This window comes from Synechococcus sp. CS-1329 (genome assembly GCF_025128055.1).
GTDB lineage: Bacteria > Cyanobacteriota > Cyanobacteriia > PCC-6307 > Cyanobiaceae > Regnicoccus_A.
The window spans coordinates 1-26,708 of record NZ_JAHLYS010000020.1; the positions used below are offsets into that span (position 1 = coordinate 1).

General features: G+C 68.8%; 27 protein-coding genes. 13 read left to right on the forward strand and 14 right to left on the reverse strand.

Features of this window, described 5'->3' with window-relative positions; translation table 11 throughout:
- Window positions 1-136: 136 nt before the first annotated feature.
- Both KQ304_RS03430 and KQ304_RS03435 read right to left on the reverse strand, forming a co-directional pair.
- Complete coding sequence (locus KQ304_RS03430; RefSeq protein WP_259735758.1) at window positions 137-1,315, reverse strand: aminotransferase class V-fold PLP-dependent enzyme; 1,179 nt, start codon at window positions 1,313-1,315, stop codon at window positions 137-139.
- 207 nt (window positions 1,316-1,522) lie between these two features.
- Window positions 1,523-1,690, reverse strand: coding sequence for a hypothetical protein (locus KQ304_RS03435; protein ID WP_259735763.1), 168 nt, complete (start codon window positions 1,688-1,690; stop codon window positions 1,523-1,525).
- 192 nt (window positions 1,691-1,882) lie between these two features.
- Between KQ304_RS03435 and KQ304_RS03440 the strand changes: the two genes are divergently transcribed.
- The 3 genes from KQ304_RS03440 (at window position 1,883) to KQ304_RS03450 (ending at window position 5,737) form a co-directional block, all read left to right on the forward strand.
- A complete protein-coding gene (locus KQ304_RS03440; RefSeq protein ID WP_259735721.1) occupies window positions 1,883-2,125 on the forward strand; it encodes a hypothetical protein in 243 nt (80 codons plus the stop codon).
- Between the two features lie 94 nt (window positions 2,126-2,219).
- Window positions 2,220-4,607, forward strand: a complete 2,388-nt coding sequence (locus tag KQ304_RS03445; RefSeq protein ID WP_259735722.1) for a phosphoketolase — start codon at window positions 2,220-2,222, stop codon at window positions 4,605-4,607.
- A 2-nt stretch (window positions 4,608-4,609) separates the two neighbouring features.
- A complete protein-coding gene (locus tag KQ304_RS03450; RefSeq protein ID WP_259735723.1) occupies window positions 4,610-5,737 on the forward strand; it encodes an acetate/propionate family kinase in 1,128 nt (375 codons plus the stop codon).
- On the opposite strand, the gene KQ304_RS03455 is transcribed toward KQ304_RS03450, so the two are convergent.
- From KQ304_RS03455 to sppA, 9 genes are all read right to left on the reverse strand, one after another.
- Window positions 5,682-7,163, reverse strand: a complete 1,482-nt coding sequence (locus KQ304_RS03455; protein ID WP_259735724.1) for an AAA family ATPase — start codon at window positions 7,161-7,163, stop codon at window positions 5,682-5,684. The genes KQ304_RS03450 and KQ304_RS03455 overlap by 56 nt on opposite strands.
- Window positions 7,160-7,708, reverse strand: a complete 549-nt coding sequence (locus KQ304_RS03460) for a DUF177 domain-containing protein (RefSeq protein ID WP_259735725.1) — start codon at window positions 7,706-7,708, stop codon at window positions 7,160-7,162. Before KQ304_RS03460 ends, KQ304_RS03455 begins: the two co-directional genes overlap by 4 nt.
- Window positions 7,708-8,844: a membrane protein insertase YidC gene (gene yidC, locus KQ304_RS03465; protein WP_259735726.1), complete on the reverse strand. Its 1,137-nt coding sequence runs from the start codon at window positions 8,842-8,844 to the stop codon at window positions 7,708-7,710. The genes KQ304_RS03460 and yidC overlap by 1 nt, the downstream gene beginning before the upstream one ends.
- Window positions 8,845-8,964: 120 nt before the next feature.
- A complete protein-coding gene (locus KQ304_RS03470) occupies window positions 8,965-9,393 on the reverse strand; it encodes a PH domain-containing protein (RefSeq protein WP_259735727.1) in 429 nt (142 codons plus the stop codon).
- Window positions 9,390-9,779 carry a ribonuclease P protein component gene (gene rnpA / locus KQ304_RS03475; RefSeq protein ID WP_259735728.1) on the reverse strand — a complete coding sequence of 130 codons (390 nt, stop codon included), beginning with the start codon at window positions 9,777-9,779 and terminating at the stop codon, window positions 9,390-9,392. Before rnpA ends, KQ304_RS03470 begins: the two co-directional genes overlap by 4 nt.
- A gap of 25 nt (window positions 9,780-9,804) precedes the next feature.
- Window positions 9,805-9,942, reverse strand: a complete 138-nt coding sequence (gene rpmH, locus KQ304_RS03480; RefSeq protein WP_006170261.1) for a 50S ribosomal protein L34 — start codon at window positions 9,940-9,942, stop codon at window positions 9,805-9,807.
- A gap of 53 nt (window positions 9,943-9,995) precedes the next feature.
- On the reverse strand, window positions 9,996-10,628 hold the full coding sequence (locus KQ304_RS03485) for a DUF2808 domain-containing protein (protein WP_259735729.1): 633 nt from the start codon (window positions 10,626-10,628) through the stop codon (window positions 9,996-9,998).
- Between the two features lie 105 nt (window positions 10,629-10,733).
- Complete coding sequence (gene aroH, locus KQ304_RS03490) at window positions 10,734-11,114, reverse strand: chorismate mutase (RefSeq protein WP_259735759.1); 381 nt, start codon at window positions 11,112-11,114, stop codon at window positions 10,734-10,736.
- Window positions 11,111-11,923 carry a signal peptide peptidase SppA gene (gene sppA / locus KQ304_RS03495; RefSeq protein WP_259735730.1) on the reverse strand — a complete coding sequence of 271 codons (813 nt, stop codon included), beginning with the start codon at window positions 11,921-11,923 and terminating at the stop codon, window positions 11,111-11,113. The genes aroH and sppA overlap by 4 nt, the downstream gene beginning before the upstream one ends.
- Window positions 11,924-11,976: 53 nt before the next feature.
- Here sppA and KQ304_RS03500 point away from each other — a divergent pair, with 53 nt between their 5' ends.
- The 3 genes from KQ304_RS03500 (at window position 11,977) to KQ304_RS03510 (ending at window position 15,917) form a co-directional block, all read left to right on the forward strand.
- Window positions 11,977-12,942 carry a DMT family transporter gene (locus KQ304_RS03500; RefSeq protein WP_259735731.1) on the forward strand — a complete coding sequence of 322 codons (966 nt, stop codon included), beginning with the start codon at window positions 11,977-11,979 and terminating at the stop codon, window positions 12,940-12,942.
- Complete coding sequence (locus tag KQ304_RS03505; protein ID WP_259735732.1) at window positions 12,939-14,030, forward strand: glycosyltransferase; 1,092 nt, start codon at window positions 12,939-12,941, stop codon at window positions 14,028-14,030. Before KQ304_RS03500 ends, KQ304_RS03505 begins: the two co-directional genes overlap by 4 nt.
- An 84-nt stretch (window positions 14,031-14,114) precedes the next feature.
- A complete protein-coding gene (locus KQ304_RS03510; protein ID WP_259735760.1) occupies window positions 14,115-15,917 on the forward strand; it encodes a glycosyltransferase family 39 protein in 1,803 nt (600 codons plus the stop codon).
- Here KQ304_RS03510 and KQ304_RS03515 read toward each other — a convergent pair.
- Window positions 15,911-16,444 carry a DUF721 domain-containing protein gene (locus tag KQ304_RS03515; RefSeq protein ID WP_259735733.1) on the reverse strand — a complete coding sequence of 178 codons (534 nt, stop codon included), beginning with the start codon at window positions 16,442-16,444 and terminating at the stop codon, window positions 15,911-15,913. The genes KQ304_RS03510 and KQ304_RS03515 overlap by 7 nt on opposite strands.
- 90 nt (window positions 16,445-16,534) lie before the next feature.
- Between KQ304_RS03515 and KQ304_RS03520 the strand changes: the two genes are divergently transcribed.
- From KQ304_RS03520 to KQ304_RS03540, 5 genes are all read left to right on the forward strand, one after another.
- The gene (locus tag KQ304_RS03520) at window positions 16,535-17,311 is read left to right on the forward strand and encodes a PspA/IM30 family protein (protein WP_259735734.1); all 777 of its coding nucleotides are present in this window, start codon (window positions 16,535-16,537) and stop codon (window positions 17,309-17,311) included.
- A 72-nt stretch (window positions 17,312-17,383) separates the two neighbouring features.
- Window positions 17,384-17,704, forward strand: a complete 321-nt coding sequence (locus KQ304_RS03525; RefSeq protein ID WP_259735735.1) for a co-chaperone YbbN — start codon at window positions 17,384-17,386, stop codon at window positions 17,702-17,704.
- Window positions 17,691-18,920 (forward strand): aminotransferase class I/II-fold pyridoxal phosphate-dependent enzyme, encoded by a 1,230-nt coding sequence (locus tag KQ304_RS03530; protein WP_259735736.1) that lies wholly within the window; start codon window positions 17,691-17,693, stop codon window positions 18,918-18,920. Before KQ304_RS03525 ends, KQ304_RS03530 begins: the two co-directional genes overlap by 14 nt.
- A gap of 7 nt (window positions 18,921-18,927) precedes the next feature.
- Window positions 18,928-19,704 (forward strand): biotin--[acetyl-CoA-carboxylase] ligase, encoded by a 777-nt coding sequence (locus KQ304_RS03535; protein ID WP_259735737.1) that lies wholly within the window; start codon window positions 18,928-18,930, stop codon window positions 19,702-19,704.
- A gap of 109 nt (window positions 19,705-19,813) precedes the next feature.
- A complete protein-coding gene (locus KQ304_RS03540) occupies window positions 19,814-20,989 on the forward strand; it encodes a M23 family metallopeptidase (RefSeq protein ID WP_399228294.1) in 1,176 nt (391 codons plus the stop codon).
- A gap of 19 nt (window positions 20,990-21,008) precedes the next feature.
- On the opposite strand, the gene KQ304_RS03545 is transcribed toward KQ304_RS03540, so the two are convergent.
- Window positions 21,009-21,740, reverse strand: a complete 732-nt coding sequence (locus KQ304_RS03545) for an ABC transporter ATP-binding protein (protein ID WP_259735738.1) — start codon at window positions 21,738-21,740, stop codon at window positions 21,009-21,011.
- Window positions 21,737-23,302, reverse strand: coding sequence for an NAD(P)H-quinone oxidoreductase subunit N (locus KQ304_RS03550; protein WP_259735739.1), 1,566 nt, complete (start codon window positions 23,300-23,302; stop codon window positions 21,737-21,739). Before KQ304_RS03550 ends, KQ304_RS03545 begins: the two co-directional genes overlap by 4 nt.
- A 122-nt stretch (window positions 23,303-23,424) precedes the next feature.
- Between KQ304_RS03550 and topA the strand changes: the two genes are divergently transcribed.
- Both topA and KQ304_RS03560 read left to right on the forward strand, forming a co-directional pair.
- Window positions 23,425-26,184: a type I DNA topoisomerase gene (topA, locus tag KQ304_RS03555; protein WP_259735740.1), complete on the forward strand. Its 2,760-nt coding sequence runs from the start codon at window positions 23,425-23,427 to the stop codon at window positions 26,182-26,184.
- On the forward strand, window positions 26,184-26,705 hold the full coding sequence (locus KQ304_RS03560) for a hypothetical protein (RefSeq protein WP_259735741.1): 522 nt from the start codon (window positions 26,184-26,186) through the stop codon (window positions 26,703-26,705). The genes topA and KQ304_RS03560 overlap by 1 nt, the downstream gene beginning before the upstream one ends.
- Window positions 26,706-26,708: the final 3 nt, after the last annotated feature.

The window sequence follows — 26,708 nt, forward strand, 5'->3', positions numbered from 1 at the left end:
AGGCAACCAGGGGCGGAAGGTCTTGGGCTTGCTCATGGCCCATGATCTCGTCCAGAACCATTGCTGTCACTTGATTCTGGGCAGATACACAGCCGTCTGCGGAGAAGGTGCTCCGAGATCTATGCGCAACAGCCTCCTAGGCAGGCCTGGTGAGTTCGGCCACGGCCTCCACCAGCCTCTCCAGCTCCGCCTCCGTGGTGGTGATGTGGGTGCAGGCCCTGAGGCAGTGGGGATCGTCGAGGGTGCGCAGCCAGATGGCCCGCTCCCCCAGCTGACGCACCAGCTCCCCGGGAGAGGTGCCCTCCACCACAACGCTCACCAGTCCCGCCGGCGGCGGCACCTCCAGCAGGGGGTGCACGCCGGGCAGTTGCCCCAGGCTCTGCCAGAGCTGCTGGCTGCGCTTCTGAATCAGCTCCAGCCGCTCCGCCGCCGGGGCCACCGCCTCCAGCAATTCCAGCGAACGGCGCAGGCCGGCCAGCAGGGGAACGCAGGAGGTGGCCACCTCAAAGCGCCGGGCATCCCTGTGCCAGGCACTGCCGCCATCATTCTCCTGGGCCAGGCTGCGCCAGCCGCCCATGGTGGGCTGTGCCTCAGCCAGCAGCCGCTCCGAGAGCGCCACTCCGCCCAACCCCTCGGGGCCGCAGCACCACTTGTGGCCGGTGAAGGCATAGATGTCGGCCACGGCCGCCGCACCAGCCCCACTGGCTTCCGCCTCGGGCGAGGACAGCGGCAGGCTCCCCACCGACTGGGCCGCATCCACCAGCAACCAGGGCCGGCGCGGGTGCTGCTCCAGCCGCTGGGCCACGGCCGTGATCGGCATCAACTGGCCGGTGTTCCAGAGCAGGTGCGAGAGCACCACCAGGCGGGTGCGGGGCGTGAGGCTGGCCTCGAGGGCCTCCAGCACCGAGGTGCTGGTGCTGGTCAGGTCGCCCCGCAGCTCCTTCACCGCCAGGGTGGAGATCGTGAGCCCCTCACGGCGGGAGAGTTCACGGCAGGCGGCCACCACGCCCGGATGCTCGCAATCGCTGATCAGCAGCTCATCGCCCGCCTGCCAGGGCAGGCCCCACAGGGGCAGCACGCAGCCACTGGTGACGTTCTCGGTGAGGGCCAGGCGCTCCGGCGGCACTCCGCAGAGGGCGGCCAGGGCTCCGCGCAGGCCGCCCACCTCCTGCTCCAGCCACGGCCAGATGTCGGCGGTGAAGGGCCCCAGCTCCTGGATCGTCCCCCAGCTGGCGTTGATCGCCGCCAGCGATGGACTGGGCAGCGGCCCCTGGCCGCCGTAGTTGAAGTAGGTCTTGTGGGCCAGAGCCGGCATCAGCTGCCGCAGTTGCTCTGGGCTGATAGAGCCGATGCTGGAGCCAGGGTCTCTCGTCAAGGCGAACGATCGACAGGGTTCAGAAGCATGGCAGTGCTCCCGCTCCGTAGGGGCAGGCCTCAGGCCCTGTTCAAAACCGAAGGGGCCTGCTGATCAAGTGCCTGGATGCCCATCCAGGGATGATGACGCGGCTGAAGGGGCTCGATTTCAGAGCACCTGACCGACCATCACCGCAGCAAGAGCTGAGAAGAGGGTGATGCCGAGGGCCGTGAGGGGGTTCTGTCCCTGGGCCACAGCGAAGCTGGTGACGACACCGGCTCCGAGGCAGGCGACGACGATCTGGGTGGCGGTGGAGGGACGATCCAAGGCGGACATCACGACTGAGCAGCAACGTAGGGACCCTTTTTGCAGGCACCAGCAGGGATCAGGGGTTTCGTTACCGGGGGTTGGGCTTCGTTACAGGGCGACATTGTCCTGGCTTTGCGGCCCAACCAGGTTCGCTGACCAAAGCAGGCGCACTCCGACCTGAAAGCCATGATCCGAGAAGACAGAGTTGCCCGTTAGCCCATGGAGATCAATCACCCCAACCGCAAGCCGCTCACGGCCGAGGAGCTCGTGCTTTTGGAGGAGTTCCGCCAGAAGTTGAAGGCGCGGGTGCTCAGCGTGGGCCTCACCAGCGACGATGTCCGTCAGATCATCGAAGGTCTGCGCCGGCATCCCAACGCCAGTCTCGAAGTGATCCAGGCGGTGCTGGAGGACGCTCGTGCCCTGGTCCCTGGGCGGCGCCTGGTCACCTTCGACTGGGAATGAGGCCAGAGCCAGTGATGTCAGGGGCGATACACCTGGCGTTGGCAGACCCTCGAGGTCGTGGGAGGGTGCGCTGAACAGGACATAGACAGCCGGCATGGCCATGGACCACGACCAGGAGCTTCAGCTGCTCGACGCCTGGTGGCGTGCCGCCAACTACCTGGCGGTGGGGATGATCTATCTGCGCGAGAACCCGCTGCTGGCCGAGCCCCTCCGGGCCGAGCACATCAAGGCCCGCCTGTTGGGGCACTGGGGCTCCAGCCCCGGTCAGGCCTTCATCTGGGCCCACGCCAATCGGGTGATTCGCCACCACGATCTGGAGATGATCTACCTCTCCGGGCCAGGCCATGGGGCCCCCGGCGTGCTGGCTCCCACCTACCTCGATGGCAGCTACAGCGAGGTCTATCCCGATAAGTCGCAGGACGGCGGTGGGATGCAGCGCTTCTTCAAGCAGTTCTCCTTCCCTGGCCATATCGGCTCCCATTGCACCCCGGAAACCCCGGGCTCGATCCATGAGGGGGGTGAACTGGGCTACGTGCTCTCCCACGCCTGCGGCGCCGTTTTCGATAACCCCGATCTGATCGCCCTGGCCTGCGTGGGGGATGGTGAGGCCGAAACCGGCCCCCTGGCCACGTCCTGGCACATCAACAAGTTCCTCAACCCCATCAGCGACGGGGCGGTGCTGCCGGTGCTGCACCTCAACGGCTACAAGATCGCCAACCCCACCCTGCTGGCCCGCATTCCCCGCCAGGAGCTGGTGAGCCTGATGCGTGGCTACGGCTGGGATCCGATCCTGGTGGAGGGCAGCGAACCCGCGGCCATGCACGAGGCGATGGCCGCCGCCATGGATCAGGCCATCGCCACCATCCAGCGGGTGCGCCACGACTGCCGTCAGAGCGGTGAGGCCGTGCGGCCCGCCTGGCCGATGATCGTGCTGCGCTCCCCCAAGGGCTGGACCGGCCCCAAGGAGCTCAACGGCAAGAAGCTGGAAGGCTTCTGGCGGGCCCACCAGGTGCCCCTGCCGGCACCGAACAAGGATCCCGAGCAACTCAAGATGCTCGAAGACTGGCTGCGCAGCTACCGGCCCCAGGAGCTCTTCGACGCCGAGGGCACCCTCCGGCCTGAACTCCAGGCCCTCTCCCCGAAGGGGCTGCGGCGGATGGGCTCCAGCCCCCACGCCAATGGCGGCCGGCTGCGCCGCAACCTCAGGCTGGCGCCGATCGAGGCCCATGCCGTGCATGTCGAGCGACCCGGGCAGAGTGAGCACGAGAACACCGCACCGCTGGGGGCGCTGCTGCGCGACACGATCGTGCGCAACCCCGACTCCCTGCGGGTGTTCGGCCCCGATGAAACCGCCTCCAACCGGCTGCAGGCCATCTATGAGGTGAGCAAGAAGGTGTGGATGGAGGAGTTCCTCCCCGAAGACCTCAACGGCAGTGAACTGGCCCGAGAGGGCCGGGTGGTGGAGATGCTCTCCGAGCACACCCTGGTGGGAATGATGGAGGGCTACCTGCTCACCGGCCGCTACGGCTTCTTCCACACCTACGAAGCCTTTGCCCACGTGATCGCTTCGATGTTCAACCAGCACGCCAAGTGGCTGGAATCCTGCAATCTGCATGCCAGCTGGCGGGCACCGATCGGTGCCTGGAACTGCCTGATCTCCTCCACTGTCTGGCGGCAGGACCACAACGGCTTCACCCACCAGGACCCCGGCTTCATCGATCTGGCCGGCAACAAGAGCGGCGATGTGGTGCGGGTTTACCTGCCGGCCGACGCCAACTGCCTGCTGGCGGTGGCCGAGGAGGCGCTGGTGGAAACCAACGTCTGCAACATCATCGTTTCAGACAAGCAGAAGCACCTTCAGTACCTCACCCTGGAGGAGGCCCGCCGCCACGTGGCCAAGGGCATCGGCCTCTGGGGCTGGGCCAGCAACGACGACCGCGGCGATGAACCCGATGAGCCCGATGTGGTGATGGCCTGCGCCGGTGACATCCCCACCAAGGAGGTGCTGGCGGCGGTGGAGATCCTGCATCGCGAGGTGCCGAAGCTGCGCATCCGTGTGCTCAATGTGGTGAAACTGTTTGCCCTCACCCAGCCCAGCGAGCACCCCCACGGCCTCTCGGATCGCGATTTCGACAGCCTGTTCACCACCGACAAGCCAGTGATCTTCAACTTCCACGGCTACCCCTGGCTGATTCACCGGCTCACCTACCGCCGCACCAACCATCCCAACATCCACGTGCGCGGCTACAAGGAGAAGGGCAACATCAACACGCCGCTGGAGCTGGCGATGAACAATCAGATCGACCGCTTCAACCTGGTGATTGATGTGATCGATCGGGTGCCGGGCCTCGGCTCCCGCGCCGCCCACGTGAAGGAGCGGATGAAGGAAGCGATCCTCGGCCACCGCCTCTACGCCCACACCCACGGGATGGATTCCCCTGATGTGACCGGCTGGCGCTGGACGCCGCCCACCCCCCTCTAGCCGTGGACGCCCTGGCTTCCGCTGCCCCTGCCGGGGGGGCGGCGCTGGTGCTGAACGCGGGTAGCTCCAGCCTCAAGGCTGGGCTGTTCGCCGCCGATGGCCGCTGCCTGTGGCGGGAGCAGCGCCGCTGGCACCCTTCCTCCGGTGCCATGGAGGAGGTGCTCGGCAGCTGGCTTCCCGCTGCCCTGGCGGCGTGGGATGGGGAGCCGCTGCTGGCGGCCCATCGGGTGGTCCATGGCGGCGAGCACTTCACCGCGCCCACCCCGTTGAACCCTGCGGTGCTGGAGGTGCTGGAGGATCTGATCCAGCTGGCACCCCTGCACAACGGCCCGGCCCTGGCGGTGATGCGCTGGTTGGCCCAGTGGCGGCCCCAGCTGCCCCAGTGGGCCTGCTTTGACACGGCCTTTCACAGCACCCTGCCGCTGGAAGCCCGCACCTATGCCCTGCCGGCGGCCTGGCGGCAGCTGGGTCTACGCCGTTTCGGCTTTCACGGCCTCAACCATGAACATGTCAGTGACACCATCAGCCGCCAGTGGCGCTCCGGGGCCAAGGCCCCCAGCGGACCCCTGCGGTTGATCAGCTGCCACCTGGGGGCCGGCTGCTCCCTCTGCGCCATCCGCGAGGGCCGCAGTGTGGCCACCACCATGGGCTACACCCCATTGGAGGGGCTGGTGATGGCCACCCGCAGCGGCTCGATCGATCCGGGTCTGCTGCTGCGGCTGCTGCGCCAGGGGCTGACGCCCGAGCAGCTGGAGCGGGGGCTGCAGGGGGAGAGTGGTCTGCTGGGGCTCTCCGCTGGCCTCAGCTCCGACATGCGTCAGCTGCGCCAGGCCGCCGCCGCTGGCCACGACGGTGCACAGCTGGCCATCGCCGTGTTTCGCCACAGTCTGCTGGAGGGCATCGGCGCGATGGCGGCCAACCTGGGGGGGGTGGATGTGATCGCCCTCAGCGGCGGCATCGGCGAGCACGACGATGAACTGCTGGCTGATCTGAAGGCCTCCCTAGGCTGGCTCGGCCGTGTGGAGCTGGTGCGCGTTCCCGCCGATGAGGAGGGCCTGATCGCCCGCCGGTGCCTCAGCGCAGCAGGCGGGAGGCCGGCCGAGCCCGACCGCTGCTCGCCCACTGCTTGAGGGCCTCGAGCTGCTCGCGGGCCGTGCGCGAGAGGGGCACCAGATCACTGGCGGCGGCGATCAGATCCGCCTCGCCGAACTCCCGGTGCTGCGCAAAGGCCAGGTGCATCGCCTCCACCACCGTCTGCTCCAGTTCGGCGCCGGAGAATCCCGCCGTGCGGTCCACCACCACCTCCAGGGGAATGCTGTGGTTCGGTCGGCGGCGGCGCAGTTGCAGGTCGAGAATCGTGCGCCGCTCGGCGGCATCGGGCAGATCCAGCAGGAAGATCTCATCAAAGCGGCCCTTGCGCATCAGCTCTGGCGGCAGGCTCTCCACCCCGTTGGCGGTGGCCACCACGAACACCGCCGAGCGCTTCTCCGCCATCCAGGTGAGCAGGCTGGCCAGCACCCGCTGACTGGTGCCGCCGTCGCTGCGGCTGTCGCCGCCGAAGCCCTTGTCGATCTCGTCGATCCAGAGCACGCAGGGGGCCATGGCCTCGGCGCGGCGGATCATGTCGCGGGTGCGGGCCTCACTGGCGCCCACCAGGCCGGCGAACAGCCGCCCCACATCCAGGCGCAGCAACGGCATGGCCCAGCTGTGGGCGATCGCCTTGGCGGTGAGGGATTTGCCCGTGCCCTGGGGGCCCACCAGCAGCACGCCCCGCGGCAGGGGCAGGCCATAGGCGGCTGCTTCGTCGCTGAAGGCCAGCCGCCGCTGCTCCAGCCAGTGCTTGAGCGCCTCGAGCCCGCCGATGTCGGCAGGGCTGGCCTCGGTGGGGCAGTACTCCAGCAGCTCGCTGCGGGCGATGGCCTGGCGCTTCTCCTCCAGCACCTCCGCCAGATCAGGCTCCCCCAGCTGGCCGCGTTGGGCCAGGGCCCGCGCGGCCACCTGGCGGATGCGCTGTTCACTCAGGCCGCTGCAGCAGTGGCTGAGCTGCTCCAGCACTGCGGCGCTGAGGGGATGGCCGCAGGCCTGGCCGATGCTCTCCAGCAGGGAGCTGATCTCAGCGGCATTGGGCAGGGGCAGATCAAGGATGGTGAGGCACTCCTCCAGCTCCCGCGGCACCTGCCATTCCGGCGCGGTGATCACCAGGGTGCGCGGTTTCTGGCGCAGGCTGGTGGCCAGATTGCGCAGCCGGCGACCGATGCCGGGATCGTCGCAGTAGCGGTGGAAATCGAGCAGCAGCAGAATCACCGCCTGATCCGGTGGCAGGCTCTCGATCGCCTCCAGAGCTCCCATCGGATTGCGTTTGGCCTCACCCTCGCGGTTCGGCAGCCCTTGGAGCCCCTCCACGAAATCCCAGCGCAGCAGGGTGCGCTGACCCAGACGCTGGGCGGCCCGCCTGAGCAGGGTGGCGATGCGTTCCTCCTCGGGGCTGCGGATCCAGAGGATCGGTGCCCGGGCCCGGATCAGCAGATCCAGCTGGTCGGCCCACTCCTCGCTCATCGCCACTGGCGCAGGGCCGACCAACGGGGATCGATGGGCGCATCGCCGGATGGGTCTGAGTGGACCGCGGCGGCGGATGCGGAGCCGGTCTCCGCTGGATCCGGCAGGGCTGGTCCGGGGCAGTCGGCGCCGCAATGGTTCTGCAGCGGCAGCTGCAGGCTGAGTTGCTCGAACAGCCAGCGGGCCGGATCGAAATGGCCGCGGGGGTCGAGGCTCTCGATCAGATCGCTGTCGGGGTCGTCAGTGAGCTGATCGGCCTCGCCCAGCCAGAGCCGCTCGGAGCCGCGGAAGTGCAGGAGGTGGTTGTAGTGGCTCAGGCAGCGGTCGCAGCAGAGGCTGACGATGGTTTCGGCCTCCCCTTCCACCTCCAGCACCGGCTCACCGTGCTGGGCGCTCAGCCAGCCGCGCACCGGCGTGAGGCTCTCGAGGTCCTCCAGCTGCTGGTCCACGGCCCACAGCCGTGGCTCCGGCTGCACGCGCAACTCCTGCAGGGGCACGGGCCGCAGCAGGGATGGTTCGGGCAACGGCGTGGGACGCCGCGTCATCACTTCTTGCCCTTGGGCTCGAAGGGCAGACGCTCCATCCCGCCGCCGCTGGCGGCCACCGCCACCGTCTGCTGACTGAGTTGCTGATCGAGGATGTTCTGCAGGTTCTCGGGCAGGGCCTCGCGGCTGAGCAGGAAGGTCTGCAGGGCCTGGAAGATGTTGGCCACCACCATGTAGAGCAGTACCCCGGCCGGCAGCGGGAAGAACAGGAACATGCCGGTGATCATCACGGGGGTGATCTTGTTGGCCGTCGACTGCTGCGGGTTCGGCGGCATCCCGGCTCCCGAGAGGATCTGGGAGATGAACAGGCTGGCGCCGAAGGCACCCACCAGGATGGCGATGTCCCAGTTGACCGCCCCATCGGTGTAGAAGCCCACCTGGCCGAGGGCCTTGATGAACAGGAAGCCGCTGCGGGCCGCCAGGCCGGGCACCGTGCCCTCCACCGTGGCATCACCGACACCGATCGCCTCGATCAGCCCGGACTCGCTGACGCGCACCACCTCCTCGCCCTTGCTCACTTGCCAGACCGGCTTGAACTTGGAGCCGTTCTCTACACCTTCCAGCACACTGCTGAAGGGCTGACCGTCCTTGGTGTGCAGGTTCACCTGGGCTGAGTCGCCGATGCCGAGCTTGGTGCCGGCCTCCAGGCTGGCGACCACGGGCACATGGCTGGTTTCGGTGATGAAGATCGAGTGGCTGCCGCTGTTGAAGGGCTTGATCTCCACCGCAGCGATCTGATCCGATGGCAACACCTTGAGGTTGAGGGTGTAGGGCACATCGGCGAAGGGTGAGCCGCGCAGCGTGGCGAACAGGGCGAAGAGGATCGGCATCTGCACCAGCAGCGGCAGACAGCCGGCCAGGGGGCTGCCGAACTCCTTCATCAGCTTGCCCAGTTCCTCCTGCTGTTTCTGGGGATTGCTGGCGTAGCGGCTCTTGATCTCCGCCTGACGCTTCTGCATCACGGGCTGGGCGATGCGCATGCGCCGGGCGCTGCGGATCGAGCCTGCGCTCAGGGGGAAGAGGGCCAGCCGGATCACCACGGTGAGGGCGATGATCGCCAGCCCGTAACTCGGCACCAGCCCATAAAAGAAATCGAGGATGGGCAGCAGCAGGTTGTCGGAGATGTAGCCGATCACAGCGGAGAGGCGGCGGAAGGGGGAGGGTTTGGCCCAGTGTGCCCGAGCAGCCGATCGGACTGCTGCCGATGCGGGCAAATCCCATCGGGATGGGTCGCTCGGGAGGCCTGGGCCAGGGGGTCAGGCACTGGCGGCCTGAGGGTCGGCGAATCCCTTGATGTCGGCTGAGGGCCTGGAGCCACCGCGACGGGCCATCTGTTCAAGGATGTAGGCCTCGGTTTCACGGAAACGGGGCATGGAGCGCATTTCGAGCTTGGCCCCATCGCTGAGCACCAGCACCATGTCGCCCCAGGCGCCGAAGCCGCGGGGCACCGAGCGCACTTCCCGCACCTGGCTGTAGACCACCTGGGTCCGGTCGCGGCCCAGCCAGCCACCGCTGACGGAAATCCGTCGGCTGGTGATGCGGAACCGCAGCCACAGGGCCCGCACGATGGCCCCGACCGCGAAGGGTATGCCGATAAGCGTGAGCCCGAACAGCAGGTTGAACAGCAGGTCACCACGGGCTGGTCCCCCCTCGTAGAAGGTGGTTTCGGTTATCTCAACGGTCATGAGCTCAGGCCTGCCTTGCGCAACAGCTCGGAACATTCTCCCAGCAAGGCCTCGGGGCTGGCTTCAACGCAGCCCGGCTTGAGGCTGAGCAGCAGCCAGAGGCCGTGGGCATCGGCGGGCCACTGACCACAGCGTTCACTCAGCCAGCTGTGCAGCAGGCGTCTGAGCCGGTTGCGTCGCACCGAGCGTTTGCTCACCTTGGTGCTCACCACCACGGCGCAGCGGCAGCCCTGCAGTGGGGCCTGGCCCAGAGGCGCCCGCAAGAGTGTGGGATCACCCACCACGGAACGCAGCACCAGGTAGGTGCCATGAAAACGGCGGCCTTTGCGATACAGGTGATCAAAGGCCTTGTCGCCCCGCAGACGCAGATCCCGGGGCAGGGCCATGGGGCGAGGGGACTCTCTTCAGGCTTCAGACAGCCAGGCGAGCACGGCCGCGGCGGCGGCGGGTGCGGATCACGCGGCGTCCGGTGTGGGAGCGCATCCGCACGCGGAACCCCGACACCCGCTTGCGCTTGCGGCTCGTTCCTTCCAGGGTGCGCTTGGTCATGGGGCGTCTCGGCGTCGGGCCTGTTGTCGATTGGTCAACTTAACAGCCAGGGGTCAATCAATCCCGGGATCGATCTGGATCAGCCAGCTGCCCAGATAACCGCCGAAGGGCACATCGCCCGGCGCCTGGGCCAGGGCGTTGAACTGGTACATGCCGATGTTGAACGGGTTGAAGAGCGACATGTAGACGCCAATGGTGCCATCTACCGGCACGGGCCGCTCCGGGAAGATCTCGATCGACTTGCCATTGGCATTCACCTCGATAACGGCAGGAATCGTTTCCTTGCAGCGGGTTCGGGAGAGCATGCCGCCTTCCTTCATCACGCAGAGCTTGACATCTTTGGGGTCAATCTTAGCGTCGAAGTTATCAGGAACAGAAATGGTGAGCTTGAGCATGGCTGTCTTGCGATCCTTCGGCCTCAGGATCAGGTAGTAGTCCGACCGCTTCAGACGTGAAGTGTCGGTCATGAAGAAGTAGAGCCGCCGGTAGTCCTTGTTGTTGTCCCAGCGGAACTCCAGCAGACCAGGGGTGCCCTGGGCGAGGCTGGTGGCCGGAGCGATGCCGGCGCCCGCTCCCGCCAGCACGGCCCCCAGGCCCACGCCCGCGGCAGCCATCAGCAGGCCGGCCCGCTTCGGCCAGGTGGCCGCCAGTCGGCGCAGCCGTTGTTGCAGGGTCGGGAGGGTCATGGAAAAGGGAGCAGGTCTGGCCAGCGCGGGGCGGGCCCGGGTGTGAACTGGATTCTCGGCCCGCGCCAGCGGGGGCAGCCCCGTGGGGGTGCAGCGGTGCAGCTGTCAGTTGTGACCGGATCTGTCCGGCCGCAGCCGGGCTGCCTGCCTCAGGTAGGGGTGCAGCGGCACCCGGGTGGGCTCCATCCAGGCGTGGGCCAGCACGCGGATGCAGCGGGGCAGGTCCCCTGCCACGGCCATCTGCTGACAATCCAGCAGGGCCACACCGTCCCAGCCCGGCTGCCGCCGGGCGACGGCCGCCGGGAAGCCGGCATCGAGATCGGCGGTGACCGAGAAGGTCACCGACAGCACCCGGGAGCCATTCAGGCCGTTGGCGCTGATCAGGCTGTCGAGCAGCTCGCTCACCGCCTCCTCGATGGCGGCTGCGGTGTTGGCGTTGGCAGTGGTGGCGCCCCGCAGGGCCCGCAGCTCCCGGGCCTCGCTCATGGCCGCCAGAGCCACAGCGGTTGACCGCACCAGGCCAGCTCCAGGCTGAGGGCCTGCTGCAGGCCCCTCAGCATGTTGCGGCCGGGGATCAGGCCGCCCAGTCGCTTCTGGGGCTTGCCGAAGAGCACCGGCCGGGTCTTCTCCTCATCCAGACCGGCCAGCCGTGCCGCCAGCCGCCGGGCGTGCTCCTCATCGCCGAGTTCATCGATCAGGCCCAGCTCCCTGGCCTGGGCACCGCTGAACACCCGCCCGTCGGCGAAGGCACGCACGGTGCTGTCGCTGAGTCCGCGGCCTGTGGCCACCGCGTCGACGAACTGGCCGTAGCTGGAGTCGATCAGACCCTGCAGCAGCTCCCGTTCATCGGCGGTCAGCGCCCGGTCCGGCGAGAGGATGTCCTTGTAGAGGCCGCTCTTGACGGTTTCGAAGCTGATGCCGATGCGCTCCAGCAGCTTCGAAATATTGTTGCCGCGCAGGATCACACCGATCGAGCCGGTGATCGTGCCGGGGTTGGCCACGATTTTCTCGGCGGCCACCCCCACATACACGCCTCCGGAGGCGGAGATGTTGCCGAAGCTGGCCACCACGCGACAGCCCTTGCTGCGCAGGCGGCCGATGGCCGCATGGATCTCCTGGCTGTCGCCCACGGTGCCGCCGGGGCTGTCGATGCGCAGCAGCAGGGCCGGGAATTCCCTCTCCTCAACTTGGCGTAGGGCTTTGACCACGCGCTCCCGGGTGGGGCCGGAGATCGCCCCCTCGATCACGATCCTCGCCATGCTCTTTCGGGACTTGCGGCGCCAGGGCCAGGGCATGCGATGCAGCTCGGAGTCGCTGGATCTTAAAAAGGTCACCGCCGATCGCTTCGATGACCCCTCCGCTGCGTTGGCTGTTGATGCTGCTGCCCTTTGCCCTCTGGGGCACGGCGATGGCGGCGATGAAACCCCTGCTGGAGACGGCCGGGCCGCTCACGGTCGCCTGGATGCGGCTGCTGCCGGCGGCTTTGCTGCTGCTGCTGGTGGCCAAGCTGCAGGGGCGTTCGCTGGCGGTGGCGGTCTCCGATCGTCCCTGGCTGCTGGCCTTCGCCCTGGTGGACGGCACCCTGTTCCAGGGCCTGCTGGCCCGGGGCCTGGAGAGCACCGGCGCCGGTCTGGGCTCGGTGCTGATCGATTCCCAGCCCCTGCTGGTGGCCCTGCTGGCCCGCAGCCTCTTCGGTGAGGCGATCAATCCGGTGGGCTGGTCGGGCCTGCTGCTGGGCCTGGCCGGCATCGCCTGCCTGGGGCTGCCGGCGCCGCTGCTGCGGCACTGGTGGCTGGATGGACCGGAGGCCCAGGGCTTGCATCCCTGGAGCCATGGCGAGACCTGGATGCTGGCGGCGGCGGTGGCGATGGCGGTGGGCACCGTGCTCTGCCGCTACGCCAGCCGCGGCAGCGACCCGGTGGCCGTCACCGGCTGGCACATGCTGATCGGTGGGGTGCCCCTGTTGATCGGTTCACTAGGTGTCAACCACTTCGATGCGGCGGCGGCCCCCTTCTGGCCAGCCTGGAGCGCCCTGGAGTGGGGTCTGATGGCCTACGCCAGCGTGCTGGGCAGTGCCCTGGCCTACGGACTGTTCTTCTGGTTCGCCAGCCGCGGTGATCTCACCGGCTTCACCGCCCTCACCTTTCTCACGCCCGTGTTCGCCCTGCTCTGCGGCCTGCTGCTGCTGGAGGAGCGCCTGCTGCCGCTGCAGTGGTTCGGCTCGGCGCTGGCCCTGGTTTCGGTGCTGCTGATCAACCAGCGCCAGCGGCTCTGGCGCCCGGCCCTGGCCGATCCACCGGCCCTGTTGCCGTGACGGCTTCCTGGCGCCTGCTGGTGGTGAGCACGCCGGTGGGAGCACTCGGCTCCGGCGCTGGCGGCGGCGTGGAGATCACCCTCGAGGGGCTGGTGGCTGGTCTGATCGGTCGCGGCCACCGCCTCACGGTGCTGGCTGCCGAGGGCTCGCGGCTCTCGGCGGCCTGCGCCGCCGCGCGGCTCTGGACGGTGGCCGGCGTCGATCAGCCCAGCTGGCAGCACCAGCCCCGTGACGCTCCCGTTCAGATCCCCGCTGCCGGGTTGCTGCCGGCCCTCTGGCGCCAGGTGCAGGGCCGTCAGGGCGAGTTCGATGCGGTGCTGAATCTCGCCTACGACTGGCTGCCCTTCTGGCTCACTCCTCTGCTGTCCACGCCGCTGTTTCACCTGGTGAGCATGGGCTCGGTGGCGGCGGTGATGGATGAGGTGATCGAGGAGGTGGCCCGCAGCGACCAGCGTCGGCTGGCCTTTCACACCAGGGCCCAGGCCGGTGATTTTCACCTGCCCGCCCCGCCGCTGGTGGTGGGCAATGGCTTCGACCTCTCGGCTTACAGCTTTCAGGAGCGGCCGGATCCTGAGCCCCTGCTGGGCTGGGCTGGTCGCATCGCCCCGGAGAAGGGCCTGGAGGACGCAGCGGCAGTGGCGGCAAGCCTGGGGGAGCGACTGCTGGTCTGGGGGGTGCGGGAGGACCCCGCCTACGCGGCGGCTGTGGAGGCTTCGGTGCCGCCCGGCACCATCGACTGGCGCGGCTTTCTGCCCACCCAGGCGCTGCAGGCGGAGCTGGGCCGCTGTCGCCTGCTGCTGAACACGCCCAAGTGGAATGAAGCCTTCGGCAACGTGGTGGTGGAGGCGATGGCCTGCGGCGTGCCTGTGGTGGCCTACGCCCGGGGCGGTCCCGGGGAGTTGATCGTGCCGCGGGTCACCGGGCTGCTGGTGCCCCCCGACGATGTGGCGGCCCTGACGCTGGCGGCCCGGGGCGCGGCGGGTCTGGAGCGCTCCGCCTGCCGCCGCTGGGTGGAGCGCCACGCCTCCCGGCAGGCCTTCGCCGAGCGGATCGAGGCCTGGATCCGAGCCGGTCTGCGCCCGGCCTAAGTTCGCTGCGACTCAGGCGCCCGCGTGTCCCCCTCCCCTTCCCGTTCCCCGGATGGGGGTCATCTGGCCGCTGGCCGCTGGGCGGTGCTCGCCCTGATCCTGCTGCTGGGCGTCGCCCTGTTCCTCTGGCAGCTGGGCTCCACGGGGCTGGTGGATGAAACGCCCCCCCTGTTCGCCGCCTCCGCGCGGGCCATGGCGGAGACCGGCCAGTGGCTGATTCCCCATGTCAATGGCCTGCCCCGCTACGACAAGCCGCCCCTCACCTACTGGCTGATGGGTCTGGTTTATGCCATTCCCGCTCAGGAGCAGTGGAATCCTCTGGGCACCTGGGCGGCCCGCCTGCCCTCGGCCCTGTCGGTGATCGCCGTCATGCTCAGCCTGGGATACACCCTGCTGCGCTGGCCCCAGTCGGGCGGCGGAGGACTGCGCTCGGCCTGCACGGCCCTGGGGGCGAGCCTGGCCTTTGCCCTCTCGCCGCTGATCCTGCTCTGGGGGCGGATCGCCGTCAGTGATGCCCTGCTCACCGGCTGCCTGGCGGTGGCTCTGCTGCTGTTCTGGCAGGGCTGGGCCGAACCCCGTCGGGCGGTCTGGCCCGGCTGGGTCGTGCTGGGCCTGGCGGTGCTGGCCAAGGGGCCCGTGGCCCTGGCCCTGGCGGGACTGACCCTGCTGGGATTCGGGCTCAGTCAGCGCCGCCTGGGGGCGCTCTGGCGCCGGCTGCGGCCCCTGCCGGGGCTGGCGCTCACGGCCCTGGTGGCCCTGCCCTGGTACGTGGTGGCCCTGGCATTGGAAGGCGGCGCCTTCTGGGACAGCTTCTTCGGCTATCACAATCTGCAGCGCTTCACCTCGGTGGTGAACCAGCACCTGCAGCCCTGGTGGTACTTCGTGCCGGTGCTGGTGGTGGCCGGCCTTCCCTTCACCCCCCTGCTGCTGCTGGGGCTGCTCAGGGCCCTGGGCCGCTGCTGGCGCCGCTCGAGCCTTCCGCTGGCCCCTGGAGCCGCCGCCCGGCAGGAGCTGCCCTCCGGCTCCCTGGCCAGTTACTCCGCCTGCTGGCTGCTGGCGGTGCTGGTCTTCTTCACCCTGGCTGCCACGAAACTGCCCAGTTACTGGTTGCCGGCCACGCCGGCCGCCGGTCTGCTGATCGCCCTCACCGCCGCCGAGGGGGGACGGGCCAGCCGTTGGGCCCTGGGGGCCTCGGTGGCGCTGATGGGACTGCTGACTGTGGTGCTGGCCCTCTCCGCCAGCTGGATTCCCCTGATCAACGATCCGGAGATGCCCACCCTGCCGGCGGAGCTGCTGGCCAGTGGGCTGGTGCTGCGTGCGGCGGTCTGCTTCGGCCTGGCCACCGCAGCTGGGATCTGGCTCTGCTGGCCTCTGCAGCGGCGGGCCTGGGGGCTGCTGCCCGCCCAGCTGGCCCTGGTGCTGTTCCACCTGCTGGCGGTTCTGCCGATGTGGAGTCTTGGAGACGGGGTCAGGGGGCTGCCGGTGCGGACGGTGGCCCAGCAGGTGCGGCTGGCCCGCCGGGGCTCCGAACCACTGGCGATGGTGGGGATTCTCAAGCCATCGCTGCACTACTACAGCGGCCAAGTGGTGCTCTACGAGGGCATCTCCCCCGGTGCCCTGATCAACCTGGCCGAGCGCCTGGAGCGAGAGCGACGCCAGGGCCAGAGCCCCAGCTCCGCTGAAGCGCAGCCCACCGTGCTGGTGGTGATCGATCAGGGCACAGCTCAGGCCCCCCACTGGCAGGGGCTGGCTCCCGTCGAAGTGGGTGGTTCGGGGCTGTACCGGCTCTGGCGGCTCGAGCGGAGCCGCCTTCAGCAGAGGGCCGATGAGCTGCGGGCCGCTGGAGTGGCGCCCACCTGGCAACAGCCGGTGCCGGAGCGTTACTGAGCTTCGGCCGGCTCCAGATTGCGGCGGCAGAGGCCGCAGTGACCCCAGCGGGCCAGTTCGCCCGCCGGAGCAGGGCTGGAGCAGGCCGGGCAGAGGCCCAGGCCGTGCACATCCACCCGGCTGGGGTGGATCGCCCAGACCCGGGCAGTGTCCTCACTGCCGGGGAGTCCGGTGGCCGTGGCCTGATGCTGGCGGAAGCGCAGGTCGCGGACGGGAAAACCCGACCCCCGCAGGGCGCCCAGCAGCTGATGGCGGTTGTAGCGCAGGGCCTGCAACCACTGGGGATGGTGGGCTCCCACCGTCAGTACGCCGCCCTGGAGGCTGAGGGGCCGGCAGTGGGGGGCCAGCTGGTCACCGGCGATCCGGGGCCAGGCCTGCCAGAGGGCGGCCAGGCTGCCGGCCCGACGCCACTCCTGCTGCATCTGCTCCAGGCAGGACGCCACCGCCACGATCGGCGCAGGGGCTGCCGGCATCAGCACGCTCACGTTGCCGATCCGGCGCACCTGATCCCGCGGAGCCTTGGCCATGCTCTGAGGTTAGGGAGTGAGGGTGCGGGCAACCGTCCGTGGTGCGGCGGGCCACAGCAGCTACCCTCCGGGTTGCCCCCGCCTCGACCCATGGGCTTCTTCGACCGGCTCAGCCGCCTGCTGCGGGCCAACCTCAACGATCTGGTCAGCAAGGCCGAGGATCCCTCCAAGATCCTGGATCAGTCCGTTGCGGACATGCAGTCCGACCTGGTGAAGCTGCGCCAGGCCGTGGCCACCGCCATCGCCAGCCAGAAGCGGATCCAGAACCAGGCCGAACAGGCCGAATCCCAGAGCCGCACCTGGTACGAGCGTGCGGAGCTGGCCCTCAAGAAAGGCGAGGACGATCTCGCCCGCGAGGCCCTCAGCCGCCGCAAGACCTATCAGGAAACGGCCACCGCCCTCAACAGCCAGCTCAACGGTCAGGCCGGCCAGGTCGACACCCTCAAGCGCAGCCTCACGGCCCTCGAGGGCAAGATCGCCCAGGCCAAGACCAAGAAGGACATGCTCAAGGCCCGCGCCCAGGCGGCCCAGGCCCAGGAGCAGTTGCAGAGCGCCGTCGGCAACCTCGGCACCAACTCCTCGATGGCCGCCTTCGATCAGATGGAGGAGAAGGTGCAGGCCCTTGAGGCCCGCAGCCAGGCCGCCGCGGAACTGGCCGGGGCCGATCTGGAGAGTCAGTTCGCGGCCCTTGAAGGCGGCAGCGACGTGGATGATGAACTCTCCGCCCTGCGCAACCGACTGGAGGGGGGCGCCTCGGCAGAACCACTGTTGCCCGTCAGTGCTGAAGCCCCCAAGCTGGAGCCGGCACAGGCGGCCCAGGTGGATGCTGAGCTCGAGGAGTTGAAGCGCTCGATCGACAAGCTCTGAGCCCCGCCGGGGCAGCCGATCCCCAGCTGCCCCGACCCGGCTCCATACAATCCCTTCAACTGAACCGGGTCCGTGGCCGTTGCTGTTTTCACTGATGCCAATTTCGAGGCTGACGTGCTCGCCGCCTCCGGCACGGTTCTGGTGGATGTGTGGGCCTCCTGGTGCGGCCCCTGCCGGCTGATGGCGCCGCTGATGGACTGGGCTGCGGCTGAATACCCCGACCGGCTGCTGGTGGGCAAGCTCGAAGCCGACCCCAACCCCGTCGCCCGCGACAGCCAGAAGATCCAGGGCCTTCCCACCCTAATTCTCTTCCGTGATGGTCAGGAACTGGCCCGCCATGAGGGTGCCATGGCCAAACCCCAGCTCAAGGCCTTCCTGGATGCCCATCTCTGAACGGGTCAGCCGCCTGGGTCAGGGGGTCTTTGCCCGCAACGACCGGCGCAAGACCGCTTACTCCCAGGGTCTGCTGAATCCGGACCTGCCGCCTGGGCGGCCGCCACTGCTGGATCTCTCCCTGGGCTCCACCGACCTGGCCCCGCCAGAGGTGGCCCTTGAGGCCATGGCCGCGGCCCTGCGGCTGCCCAGCAGTGCCTCCTACTGCCTCCATGGCGCCACCCTGCCGTTCCGCGAGGCGGTGGCGGCCTGGGCCCAGCGCCGCTTCGGCGTGACGGTTGACCCCGAACGGGAGGTGCTGCTGCTGGTGGGGTCCCAGGAGGGCACGGCCCACCTGCCCCTGGCGGTGCTCAACCCCGGTGAGTCAGCGCTGTTGCTGGACCCCTACTACCCCTCCCACCGGGGCGGTCTGCACCTGGCCTCAGCCCACACCGAATTGCTGCCCCTGCGCGCTGATCAGGGCTGGCGGCCTCAGTTCGAGGCGATCTCCCCGTCTGCCTGGGACCAGTTGCGACTGATGGTGCTCGGCTATCCCCATAACCCCACCGCCACGGTGGGGGAGCAGGGGTGGCTGGATCAGGCCGTGGCGCGGGCCCAGCGCCATGGCTTCGTGCTTGCCCACGACAATCCCTACGTGGATCTCGCCCTGGAGGGCGAGGCGCCGGCCCTGCTGCGCAACCCCCACTGGCGCAGCTGCGGCATCGAGTTCTTCTCCTTCTCCAAGAGCTGGTGCCTGGGGGGCTTCCGTCTGGCTTTCGCCATCGGCGCCGAGCCGCTGATCACGGCCCTGCGCCAGCTCAAGGGCGTGGTGGATTTCAACCAGTCGCTGGCCCTGCAGGCCGGCGCCATCGCCGCGCTGGAGCTGGCGCCCCAGTGGCCTGGGCAGTTGCGGGAGGTGTACCGGCTGCGCCGCGACCGCATGGCGGCAGCCCTGGAGGCCCAGGGCTGGTCGCTCCAGCGCCCCTCGATGGCGCTCTACCTCTGGCTGGCCTTGCCGGAGGTGGCCCGGGCCAGGGGGCTGGATTCGGAGGCGTTCTGTGCGGCCCTGTTGGAGGCCACCGGTGTGGCGCTGACCCCTGGCAACGGCTTCGGTCCCAGCGGCGAGGGCTGGATGCGCCTGGCCCTGGTGCATCCGGTGGAGGAGCTTGAGGCGGCCGCCGAGCGGATCGGCCAGTGGCTGCGCTGCCTCGATGGGGCTCTGAGCCCCAGCGGTTGAACGTGCCGTGATCGGCCGGATTCAGGCGGCCCGGCTCCACGCGGCGGCCCTGCTGGAGCGGTCCCCAGGGGCTCCAGCGGTCCCAGCGGTCCCAAGGCTGCCCTGGCGGTTGTTGTGGTGCCCCTGCTGTGCCAGTACCGAGCTCGGGCTTGATCAGGCTCTGGCCTCTGGAGCCCGGCCACCGCTGGCCCTGCTGACCGGCCAGCAGCGCTTTGGCCATGGCCAGCGGGGTCGCCCCTGGATCTCACCGCCCGGAGGGGTGTGGCTGAGCGCAACCCTGCCCTGGCCAGCGCAGCCGGCAACGGCCGCGGCGGTGGGGCTGGCGGTGGCGGTGGGCCTGGCCCTGCAGCTCGAAGTCCTCGGCCTGGAGGTCCAGCTCAAATGGCCCAATGATCTCCTGGTGGACGGGCGCAAGCTGGCGGGCCTGCTGCCGCGCCTGAGCCTGCGGGGGTCGGCGATTCGCCTGGCCAGGGTGGGGGTGGGCCTCAACGGTCGCAATCGGGTGCCCGCTGGGGCCATCAGCCTGGAGGAGGCCCTGGGGCGGCGCAGCAGGGCCAGCGAGGTGCCGGTGCTGGCGGCTCGCGTGCTGGCCGCCCTGGAGTGGGCGGTGCACAGCAGTGGCCGCCCCGAGCTGGTGCGCCAGCTGGCGGAGCGCCGTCTGCTGGTGCCCTCCGAAGGCGTGATGCACCGCCAGGAGCGCTGCCAGGTGGAGGGCCTGAGCGTGGATGGCGCCCTGGTGCTGCGCCGGGCGGGGGAGCGGATCCTGCTGAGGCGATGCTTCTGAGGCGATGCCCCCAAGGGCCGCCACTGGGGGATCTGCTGGCCGGGGTCAGTTCTGCGGCTGAACACTCTCGAGGGTTCTTATGCTCCTCAGATCGGACTAGGTTTCTCGTTTGCGTCGCAACCCCTGGCCTACCCGCCTGCTGCTGGGCTCCCTGGTGCTGGCGTCAGCCCCCCTGAGCCTGGCCCAGTTGCAGCCTTCCGCTCAGCAGGCGGACCCCAGCCAGCCAGCCACGCCGTCAGCCCAGCCCGTGCCGGCCGCACCCCAGAGCCAGGCGCCGCCGGCTCAGGCACCGGCCCCCCGCACCCTCGCCCCCCGGCTGGCCAACGATCCTCCGGCGCCGCTGAAGCCGGGCCCCAATCAGGTGCCCCAGAGTGCTCCCCGCCGCTTTGACCAGTCGCTCGACGACCTGGTGCGCCAGGGAATCGTCACCCCTGCCGAGCGCAGCCGTGTTCAATCGTCAGGTCCGCTCCGGCCCGGTGAAGCCCCGGCTCACCAGCAGGCCTGCAGCAACGGCGCGCTCTCCGAGCAGGAGTGCCGCACCGGCGTGTCCGTGCGCTGGCGCGGTCGCAACCCCCTGGAGCAGGAGCGCCTCGACAACGGCGGCATGGCCAGCGGAGCGCTGCTGGCCGGCATGGGCCGCCTCGGCAGTGATGGGGTGCCCCTGCCGCCGATCACCGTGCCCGTCTCGGCCCTGCTCTCCGGCGCCGGCGGCAGTTTCCGCCTCAGCGATGTCTTTGGTGTCACGCCCCGCCCTGCCCCCCTGGCGGGCAATGGCAACCGCGGCCTGCTCTTTCCTCTGATCGGCTCGGCCGTCACCACCAGCAGCTTCGGCTGGCGCCTGCACCCGGTGCTGGGCAGCTGGCTGATGCACGCCGGCAAGGATCTGGCCGCCCCGGAGGGCACCCCGGTGGTGGCTGCCCTCAGCGGGCGGGTGGTGAGCAGCGGCGTGGCCGGTGGCTATGGCTTGGCGGTGGAGATCGAGCACAGCAAGCCCCTGCGGCGCACGCTCTACGGTCACCTCTCTGAGCTCTACGTCAAAGAAGGGGAGCTGGTGAAGCAGGGCACAGTGATCGGTCGGGTGGGCAGCACCGGTCTGAGCACGGGCCCACACCTCCATTTCGAACTGCGGCTGCCGGAGAACGGCGGCTGGGTGGCGGTGGATCCCGGCATGCTCGATCCCGGTGGACCCGCAGGCGCCTCTGGCCCCGATGCCATCGCGTTGCTGATGGGCCAGTTGCTCCAGAGCCTGGAGCGTCCCGTGGCCCCGCTTCAGGCGGCCGGCTGACTCTGAATCCAGTTCAGAGTCAATCGGCGATGTGGCCGTCGCGGAAATGCACCACCCGCTGGGCCCGCGCGGCCACATCGTCTTCGTGGGTCACCAGCACCACGGTCATTCCCTGACGGTGGAGGTCGTCAAAGATCTCCAGCACCTCCTGGGTGGTGTGGGAATCCAGGGCGCCGGTGGGCTCATCGGCCAGCAGCAGGGCCGGCTGGTTGATGATCGCCCGGGCCACCGCCACCCGTTGTTGCTGCCCACCTGAGAGCTCGTTGGGCTTGTTGCGCAGGCGCTGGGCCAGCCCCACCCGCTCCAGGGCCGCCACCGCCCGCTCCCGCCGTTCCCTGGCTGGAATGCCGGCGTAGACCATCGGCAGGATCACGTTGTCGAGCGCACTCATCTGAGGCAGCAGATGGAACTGCTGGAACACGAATCCGAGGCTGCGGTTGCGCAGGTCCGCCAGGGCATCGTCATCGAGCTGCTCCACTGGAACCCCCCGCAGCAGATAGCTGCCGGAGGTGGGGCGATCGAGGCAACCGATGATGTTCATGGCTGTGCTTTTGCCCGACCCGGAGGTGCCCATCACCGCCAGGTAGTCGCCGGGCTCGACCGTGAGACAGAGATCATCGAGGGCCTTCACCTCCGTATCGCCGGAGCCATAGACCTTGCTGATGTGCTCCAGCCGAGCCACTGGTTCGCCTACACCAGCCTGGCTGATGTGGGGGTGATGGGAGGCAGTGGGTGCGCTCAGGCTGCTCATCCCAGGGCCGCGGCGGCGGATTCACTGGCCGCGATGGCGTGCTGCAGCATCGGCGTGCCTGTGACCGCGGCATTGGCCCAGGTGAACAGGGGATTGGAGAGGATCCCACCGACGGCGGTCACCAGCACACAACCCACCAGAGCGGCTCGCAGGGGCTGCATTCCGGTGAGGTTCCAGCTGATTTCCGGGTAGGCCTTGACCACATCGGATGCTTCCTGGGGCTCTTTCACCACCATCATCTTGATCACGGAGATGTAGTAGTAGATCGACACCACCGAGGTGATCAGGCCCACCACCACCAGCAGGTACTGCTGATCGGCCCAGCCGGCGAAGAAGAGATAGATCTTGCCGAAGAAGCCCAGCATCGGCGGGATTCCTCCGAGGGAGAGCAGACAGAGGCTCAGGCCCAGGGTGATCAGGGGATCCTTCTGGTAGAGGCCGGCGTAGTCGGAGATGCGGTCGCTGCCGGTGCGCAGGGAGAAGAGAATGATGCAGGCGAAGGCGCCCAGGTTCATGAACAGGTAGGCGGCCATGTAGAGCACCATCGCGGCGTAGCCGTCCTCGGTGCCGCAGACCAGCCCGATCATCACGAACCCCGCCTGGCCGATGGAGCTGTAGGCCAGCATCCGCTTCATCGAGGTCTGGGCCAGCGCCACCACGTTGCCCAGGGTCATGCTCAGCACCGCCAGCACGGTGAACAGCACCTTCCACTGGGCATCGAAGCTCTCGAAGCAGCCCACCAGCAGGCGCAGGGCCAGGGCGAAGCCTGCCGCTTTCGATCCCACCGAGAGGAAGGCCACCACCGGGGTGGGTGAACCCTCGTAGACATCCGGAGTCCACTGGTGGAACGGCACCGCCGCGATCTTGAAGGCCACTGTGGAGAGCACGAACACCAGGGCCAGAGCCGTGACCGGGGTGGCGCTGGTCTGCAGGGCCAGACCCACCGCCTCCAGGCTGGTTTCACCACCGGTGAGGCCGTAGAGGAGCGAGGCGCCGTAGAGGAACACCGCGGCGGCGGCTGAGCCCACCAGCAGGTACTTGAGAGCGGCTTCGCCGGAGCGGGCATCCCGCTTCATGTAGCCGGAGAGCAGGTAACTCGAGACCGAGAGGGTTTCCAGCGAGATGAAGATGCTCACCAGGTCGGTGGACCCGCAGAGGAACATCGCCCCGAGGGTGGCCGCCAGCAGGATCGCGGCGTATTCCCCCACCGGCGTGCCGCTGCGCTCCACGTAGCGCCAGCTGATCAGCAGGGAGAGAAGGGTGGAGGCCGCCACAACGCCGCGGAAGGCGATGGCCAGGTTGTCGGCCAGGAAGGAGCCCAGGAAGGAGGGCTCCAGGGGGGCATCCCACTGCAGGGCCAGCAGCACCAAGGCGGTGCCCAGGCCTCCGTAACAGATGGGAGGCACCCAGCGGCTGGCGGCCTCCTCACCGGCGAGATCCACCAGCAGGCAGGCCAGCAGGGCCACCAGCACGGCGGTTTCCGGAGCGATGGCACCGGCGTTGAGCTGCAGGGCCGTGATGACCGGAGCTGCTCCACCGGTCAGGGCGCAAAACACCGTCATCACTGGTCTATGGCAGGGCGTGATGCTGCGGACTGTAGCCGCGATGGCAGGACTTGTTTGTGGCCTTGTTTGGCGGGGCGGCCCCTCGATGCGATAAAGAGGGGACCGGTTCATGCCTGCCTGTGGCACACACGCTGGTCATCGTCGAGAGCCCCACCAAGGCCCGCACCATCCGCGGCTACCTGCCGAAGGATTTCCGGGTCGAGGCGTCGATGGGACACGTGCGTGACCTGCCCAACAATGCCAGCGAGATTCCGGCCGCCCACAAGGGCGAGAAGTGGGCCAACCTCGGTGTCAACACCGCCAGCCAGTTCGAACCGCTCTATGTGGTTCCCAAAGACAAGAAGAAGGTGGTCAAGGAGCTGAAGGAGGCCCTCAAGGGGGCCGATCAGCTGCTGCTGGCCACAGACGAGGACCGGGAAGGGGAGAGCATCAGCTGGCACCTGCAGCAGCTGCTGAACCCCAAGGTGCCCGTCAAGCGGATGGTGTTCCACGAGATCACCAAGGAGGCGATCGGCCGCGCCCTCCAGGAGACCCGCGATCTGGACATGGAGCTGGTCCATGCCCAGGAAACCCGCCGCATCCTCGATCGGCTCGTGGGTTACACCCTCTCGCCGCTGCTCTGGAAGAAGGTGGCCTGGGGCCTCTCCGCCGGCCGGGTCCAGTCGGTGGCGGTGCGGTTGCTGGTGCAGCGGGAGCGGGCCCGCCGGGCCTTCCGCAGCGGCTCCTACTGGGATCTCAAGGCCCGCCTGGAGCACCAGGGCACGGGCTTCGACGCCAAGCTCACCCATGTGGCTGGCGAGAAGATCGCCGGCGGGTCCGATTTCGACGAAACCACCGGTGCCCTCAAGGCCGGCAGCAAGGTGCGTCTGCTGGAGGAGTCGGAAGCGCGCAGCCTGCGCGAGACGGTGCTCAGCCAGCCCTGGCGGGTGGCGGAGGTGGAGGCCAAGCCCACCACGCGCAAGCCGGTGCCCCCTTTCACCACCAGCACCCTGCAGCAGGAGGCCAACCGCAAGTTGCGGCTCTCGGCCCGCGACACCATGCGCACCGCCCAGGGGCTCTATGAGCGCGGCTTCATCACTTACATGCGCACCGACTCGGTGCACCTCTCTGACCAGGCCATCAATGCGGCCCGTTCCTGTGTCAGCGAGAAGTACGGCAAGGACTACCTGAGCCCGGCCCCGCGGCAATTCACCACCAAGGCCCGCAACGCCCAGGAGGCCCACGAGGCGATCCGGCCCTCCGGCGATGCCTTCCGCACCCCCAGGGACACGGGCCTTGACGGCAAGGATCTCGCCCTCTACGAGCTGATCTGGAAGCGCACGGTGGCGTCCCAGATGGCTGAAGCGCGGCTGACGATGCTGAGCGTGGAACTGCAGGTGGCGAAGGCCAGCTTCCGCGCCAGCGGCAAGCGCATCGACTTCCCCGGCTTCTTCCGGGCCTACGTGGAGGGCAGCGACGATCCCGACGCCGCCCTCGAAGGCCAGGAGGTGCTGCTGCCTTCCCTTTCCGTGGACGATCAGCCGGCCTGCGCCGGGGTGGACGCCCTCGGCCACCAGACTCAGCCCCCGGCGCGCTACAGCGAGGCCGCTCTGGTGAAGATGCTGGAAAAGGAAGGCATCGGCCGACCCTCCACCTACGCCAGCATCATCGGCACGATCGTGGATCGCGGATACGCCACCCTCGGCGGCAATGCCCTCACCCCCAGCTTCACGGCCTTTGCCGTGACCGCCCTGCTGGAGGGCCATTTCCCCGACCTGGTGGACACCAGCTTCACGGCCCGGATGGAGTCGAGTCTCGATGAGATCTCGACCGGCAAGCTGGAGTGGCTCCCGTACCTCACCGGCTTCTACAAGGGTGAGAAGGGCCTGGAAACCCAGGTGCAGCAGCGGGAAGACGACATCGATCCCACCGTTTCACGCACGATCGTGCTGGAGGGACTTCCCTGTGTGGTGCGCATCGGCCGCTTCGGCGCTTACCTGGAAGCCAAGAAGGTGGGCGACGACGGCAGCGAGGAGCTGATCAAAGCCACCCTGCCCCAGGAGATCACCCCCGGAGAACTCGACGGTGAGCAGGCCGAGCTGATCCTGCGCCAGAAGAGCGAGGGGCCGGAATCGATCGGCGTCGATCCGGACACCGGTGAGGCCATTTACCTGCTCTTCGGTCAGTACGGGCCCTATCTGCAGCGGGGCCAGGCGAGCGATGAGGTCCCCAAGCCCAAACGGGCCTCCCTGCCCAAGGGCCTCAAGCCCGACGAGATCAGTCTTGAGGATGCCCTCGGCCTGCTGCGCCTGCCACGGCTGCTGGGGGAACACCCCGAGGGCGGCAAGGTGCAGGCGGGTCTGGGGCGGTTCGGCCCCTATGTGGTGCACGACAAGGGCAAGGGCGAAAAGGATTACCGCTCGCTCAAGGCCGAGGACGATGTGCTCGTGGTGGACCTCTCGCGGGCCCTGGAGCTGCTGGCCATGCCCAAGCGCGGCCGGGGCGGGCGCACCGCCCTCAAGGATCTGGGCACCCCCGAGGGAGCGAGCGAAGCCATCCAGGTCTTTGACGGCCCTTACGGCCTCTATGTGAAGCAGGGCAAGGTCAATGCCTCCCTGCCCGAGGGGATGGGCGCCGAGGCCATCACCATCGAGCAGGCCGTGGAATTGCTGGCGGCCAAGGCCGCCAGCGGCAAGGGCAAGACCACCAAGGCCAGCAAGGGCGGTGCGACGAAAACCACCGCCAGCAAAACCACCGCCAGCAGCGCTTCGAAGGCCAAGCCCAAGGCACAGCCGAAGGCCAAAGCCGACGCCACCGGCAAAGCCAAGATCCCCTCCACCACCAAGACCGGCCGCCCCAGGGCCAGCGCGGTGCGGATCATTCAGGCCGGCTCGGGCTGATGGTCCGCCCCCTCGCCCGTGGGCTGAGCCAGGTGGGTCTGGTGGCCTTTCTGCTCGCCGCCCTGGCTGGTTGCAGTGATAGCCCTCTGGGTGAGCGTCTCGCCGGCAGCTTCGGTGCCCCGGCCACGCCAGCCGCCGGCGCCGAGGCCAGCCCCGGCGCTTCCGCGCCCGGCGCCGCCCCTGCCACGGCCCCCGCCGCGCCGGCGTCTCCAGCCACGCCCAACGCTGACGCAGCGGCCAAGCCTGCTGTGGTTGCTGCCGCCAAGCCCGCTGAAGCCGGTGCCGCCAAGCCCGCTGCAGAGACTGCCCCCAAACCGGCGAAGCCAGCTGCCGCTTCCGCCGCCTACCGGATCACCATCAAGCTGCCCGGCGCAGACCCCTCGGCTCCGGCCGAAGTGGTCACCGAGGCCCTGCGGGCCGCTGGGGTGAGCTTCGAAGTGGAGACGATCGAGCGCATGCCCTCTGCTGGCGGCGCTGGCACGGCGGCCCCGACCTCCAGCCCCGCCCCGGCCCCCCGCTGAGCC

Bases quoted from the DNA above. Each gene is read 5' to 3' on its own strand.
- KQ304_RS03430 (WP_259735758.1), bottom strand. From the start codon at position 1,315: ATGCCGGCTCTGGCCCACAAGACCTACTTCAACTACGGCGGCCAGGGG.
- KQ304_RS03435 (WP_259735763.1), bottom strand. From the start codon at position 1,690: ATGTCCGCCTTGGATCGTCCCTCCACCGCCACCCAGATCGTCGTCGCC.
- KQ304_RS03440 (WP_259735721.1), top strand. From the start codon at position 1,883: ATGGAGATCAATCACCCCAACCGCAAGCCGCTCACGGCCGAGGAGCTC.
- KQ304_RS03445 (WP_259735722.1), top strand. From the start codon at position 2,220: ATGGCCATGGACCACGACCAGGAGCTTCAGCTGCTCGACGCCTGGTGG.
- KQ304_RS03455 (WP_259735724.1), bottom strand. From the start codon at position 7,163: ATGAGCGAGGAGTGGGCCGACCAGCTGGATCTGCTGATCCGGGCCCGG.
- KQ304_RS03460 (WP_259735725.1), bottom strand. From the start codon at position 7,708: ATGACGCGGCGTCCCACGCCGTTGCCCGAACCATCCCTGCTGCGGCCC.
- KQ304_RS03470 (WP_259735727.1), bottom strand. From the start codon at position 9,393: ATGACCGTTGAGATAACCGAAACCACCTTCTACGAGGGGGGACCAGCC.
- rnpA (WP_259735728.1), bottom strand. From the start codon at position 9,779: ATGGCCCTGCCCCGGGATCTGCGTCTGCGGGGCGACAAGGCCTTTGAT.
- rpmH (WP_006170261.1), bottom strand. From the start codon at position 9,942: ATGACCAAGCGCACCCTGGAAGGAACGAGCCGCAAGCGCAAGCGGGTG.
- KQ304_RS03485 (WP_259735729.1), bottom strand. From the start codon at position 10,628: ATGACCCTCCCGACCCTGCAACAACGGCTGCGCCGACTGGCGGCCACC.
- aroH (WP_259735759.1), bottom strand. From the start codon at position 11,114: ATGAGCGAGGCCCGGGAGCTGCGGGCCCTGCGGGGCGCCACCACTGCC.
- sppA (WP_259735730.1), bottom strand. From the start codon at position 11,923: ATGCCCTGGCCCTGGCGCCGCAAGTCCCGAAAGAGCATGGCGAGGATC.
- KQ304_RS03500 (WP_259735731.1), top strand. From the start codon at position 11,977: ATGACCCCTCCGCTGCGTTGGCTGTTGATGCTGCTGCCCTTTGCCCTC.
- KQ304_RS03515 (WP_259735733.1), bottom strand. From the start codon at position 16,444: ATGGCCAAGGCTCCGCGGGATCAGGTGCGCCGGATCGGCAACGTGAGC.
- KQ304_RS03520 (WP_259735734.1), top strand. From the start codon at position 16,535: ATGGGCTTCTTCGACCGGCTCAGCCGCCTGCTGCGGGCCAACCTCAAC.
- KQ304_RS03530 (WP_259735736.1), top strand. From the start codon at position 17,691: ATGCCCATCTCTGAACGGGTCAGCCGCCTGGGTCAGGGGGTCTTTGCC.
- KQ304_RS03545 (WP_259735738.1), bottom strand. From the start codon at position 21,740: ATGAGCAGCCTGAGCGCACCCACTGCCTCCCATCACCCCCACATCAGC.
- KQ304_RS03550 (WP_259735739.1), bottom strand. From the start codon at position 23,302: ATGACGGTGTTTTGCGCCCTGACCGGTGGAGCAGCTCCGGTCATCACG.
- KQ304_RS03560 (WP_259735741.1), top strand. From the start codon at position 26,184: ATGGTCCGCCCCCTCGCCCGTGGGCTGAGCCAGGTGGGTCTGGTGGCC.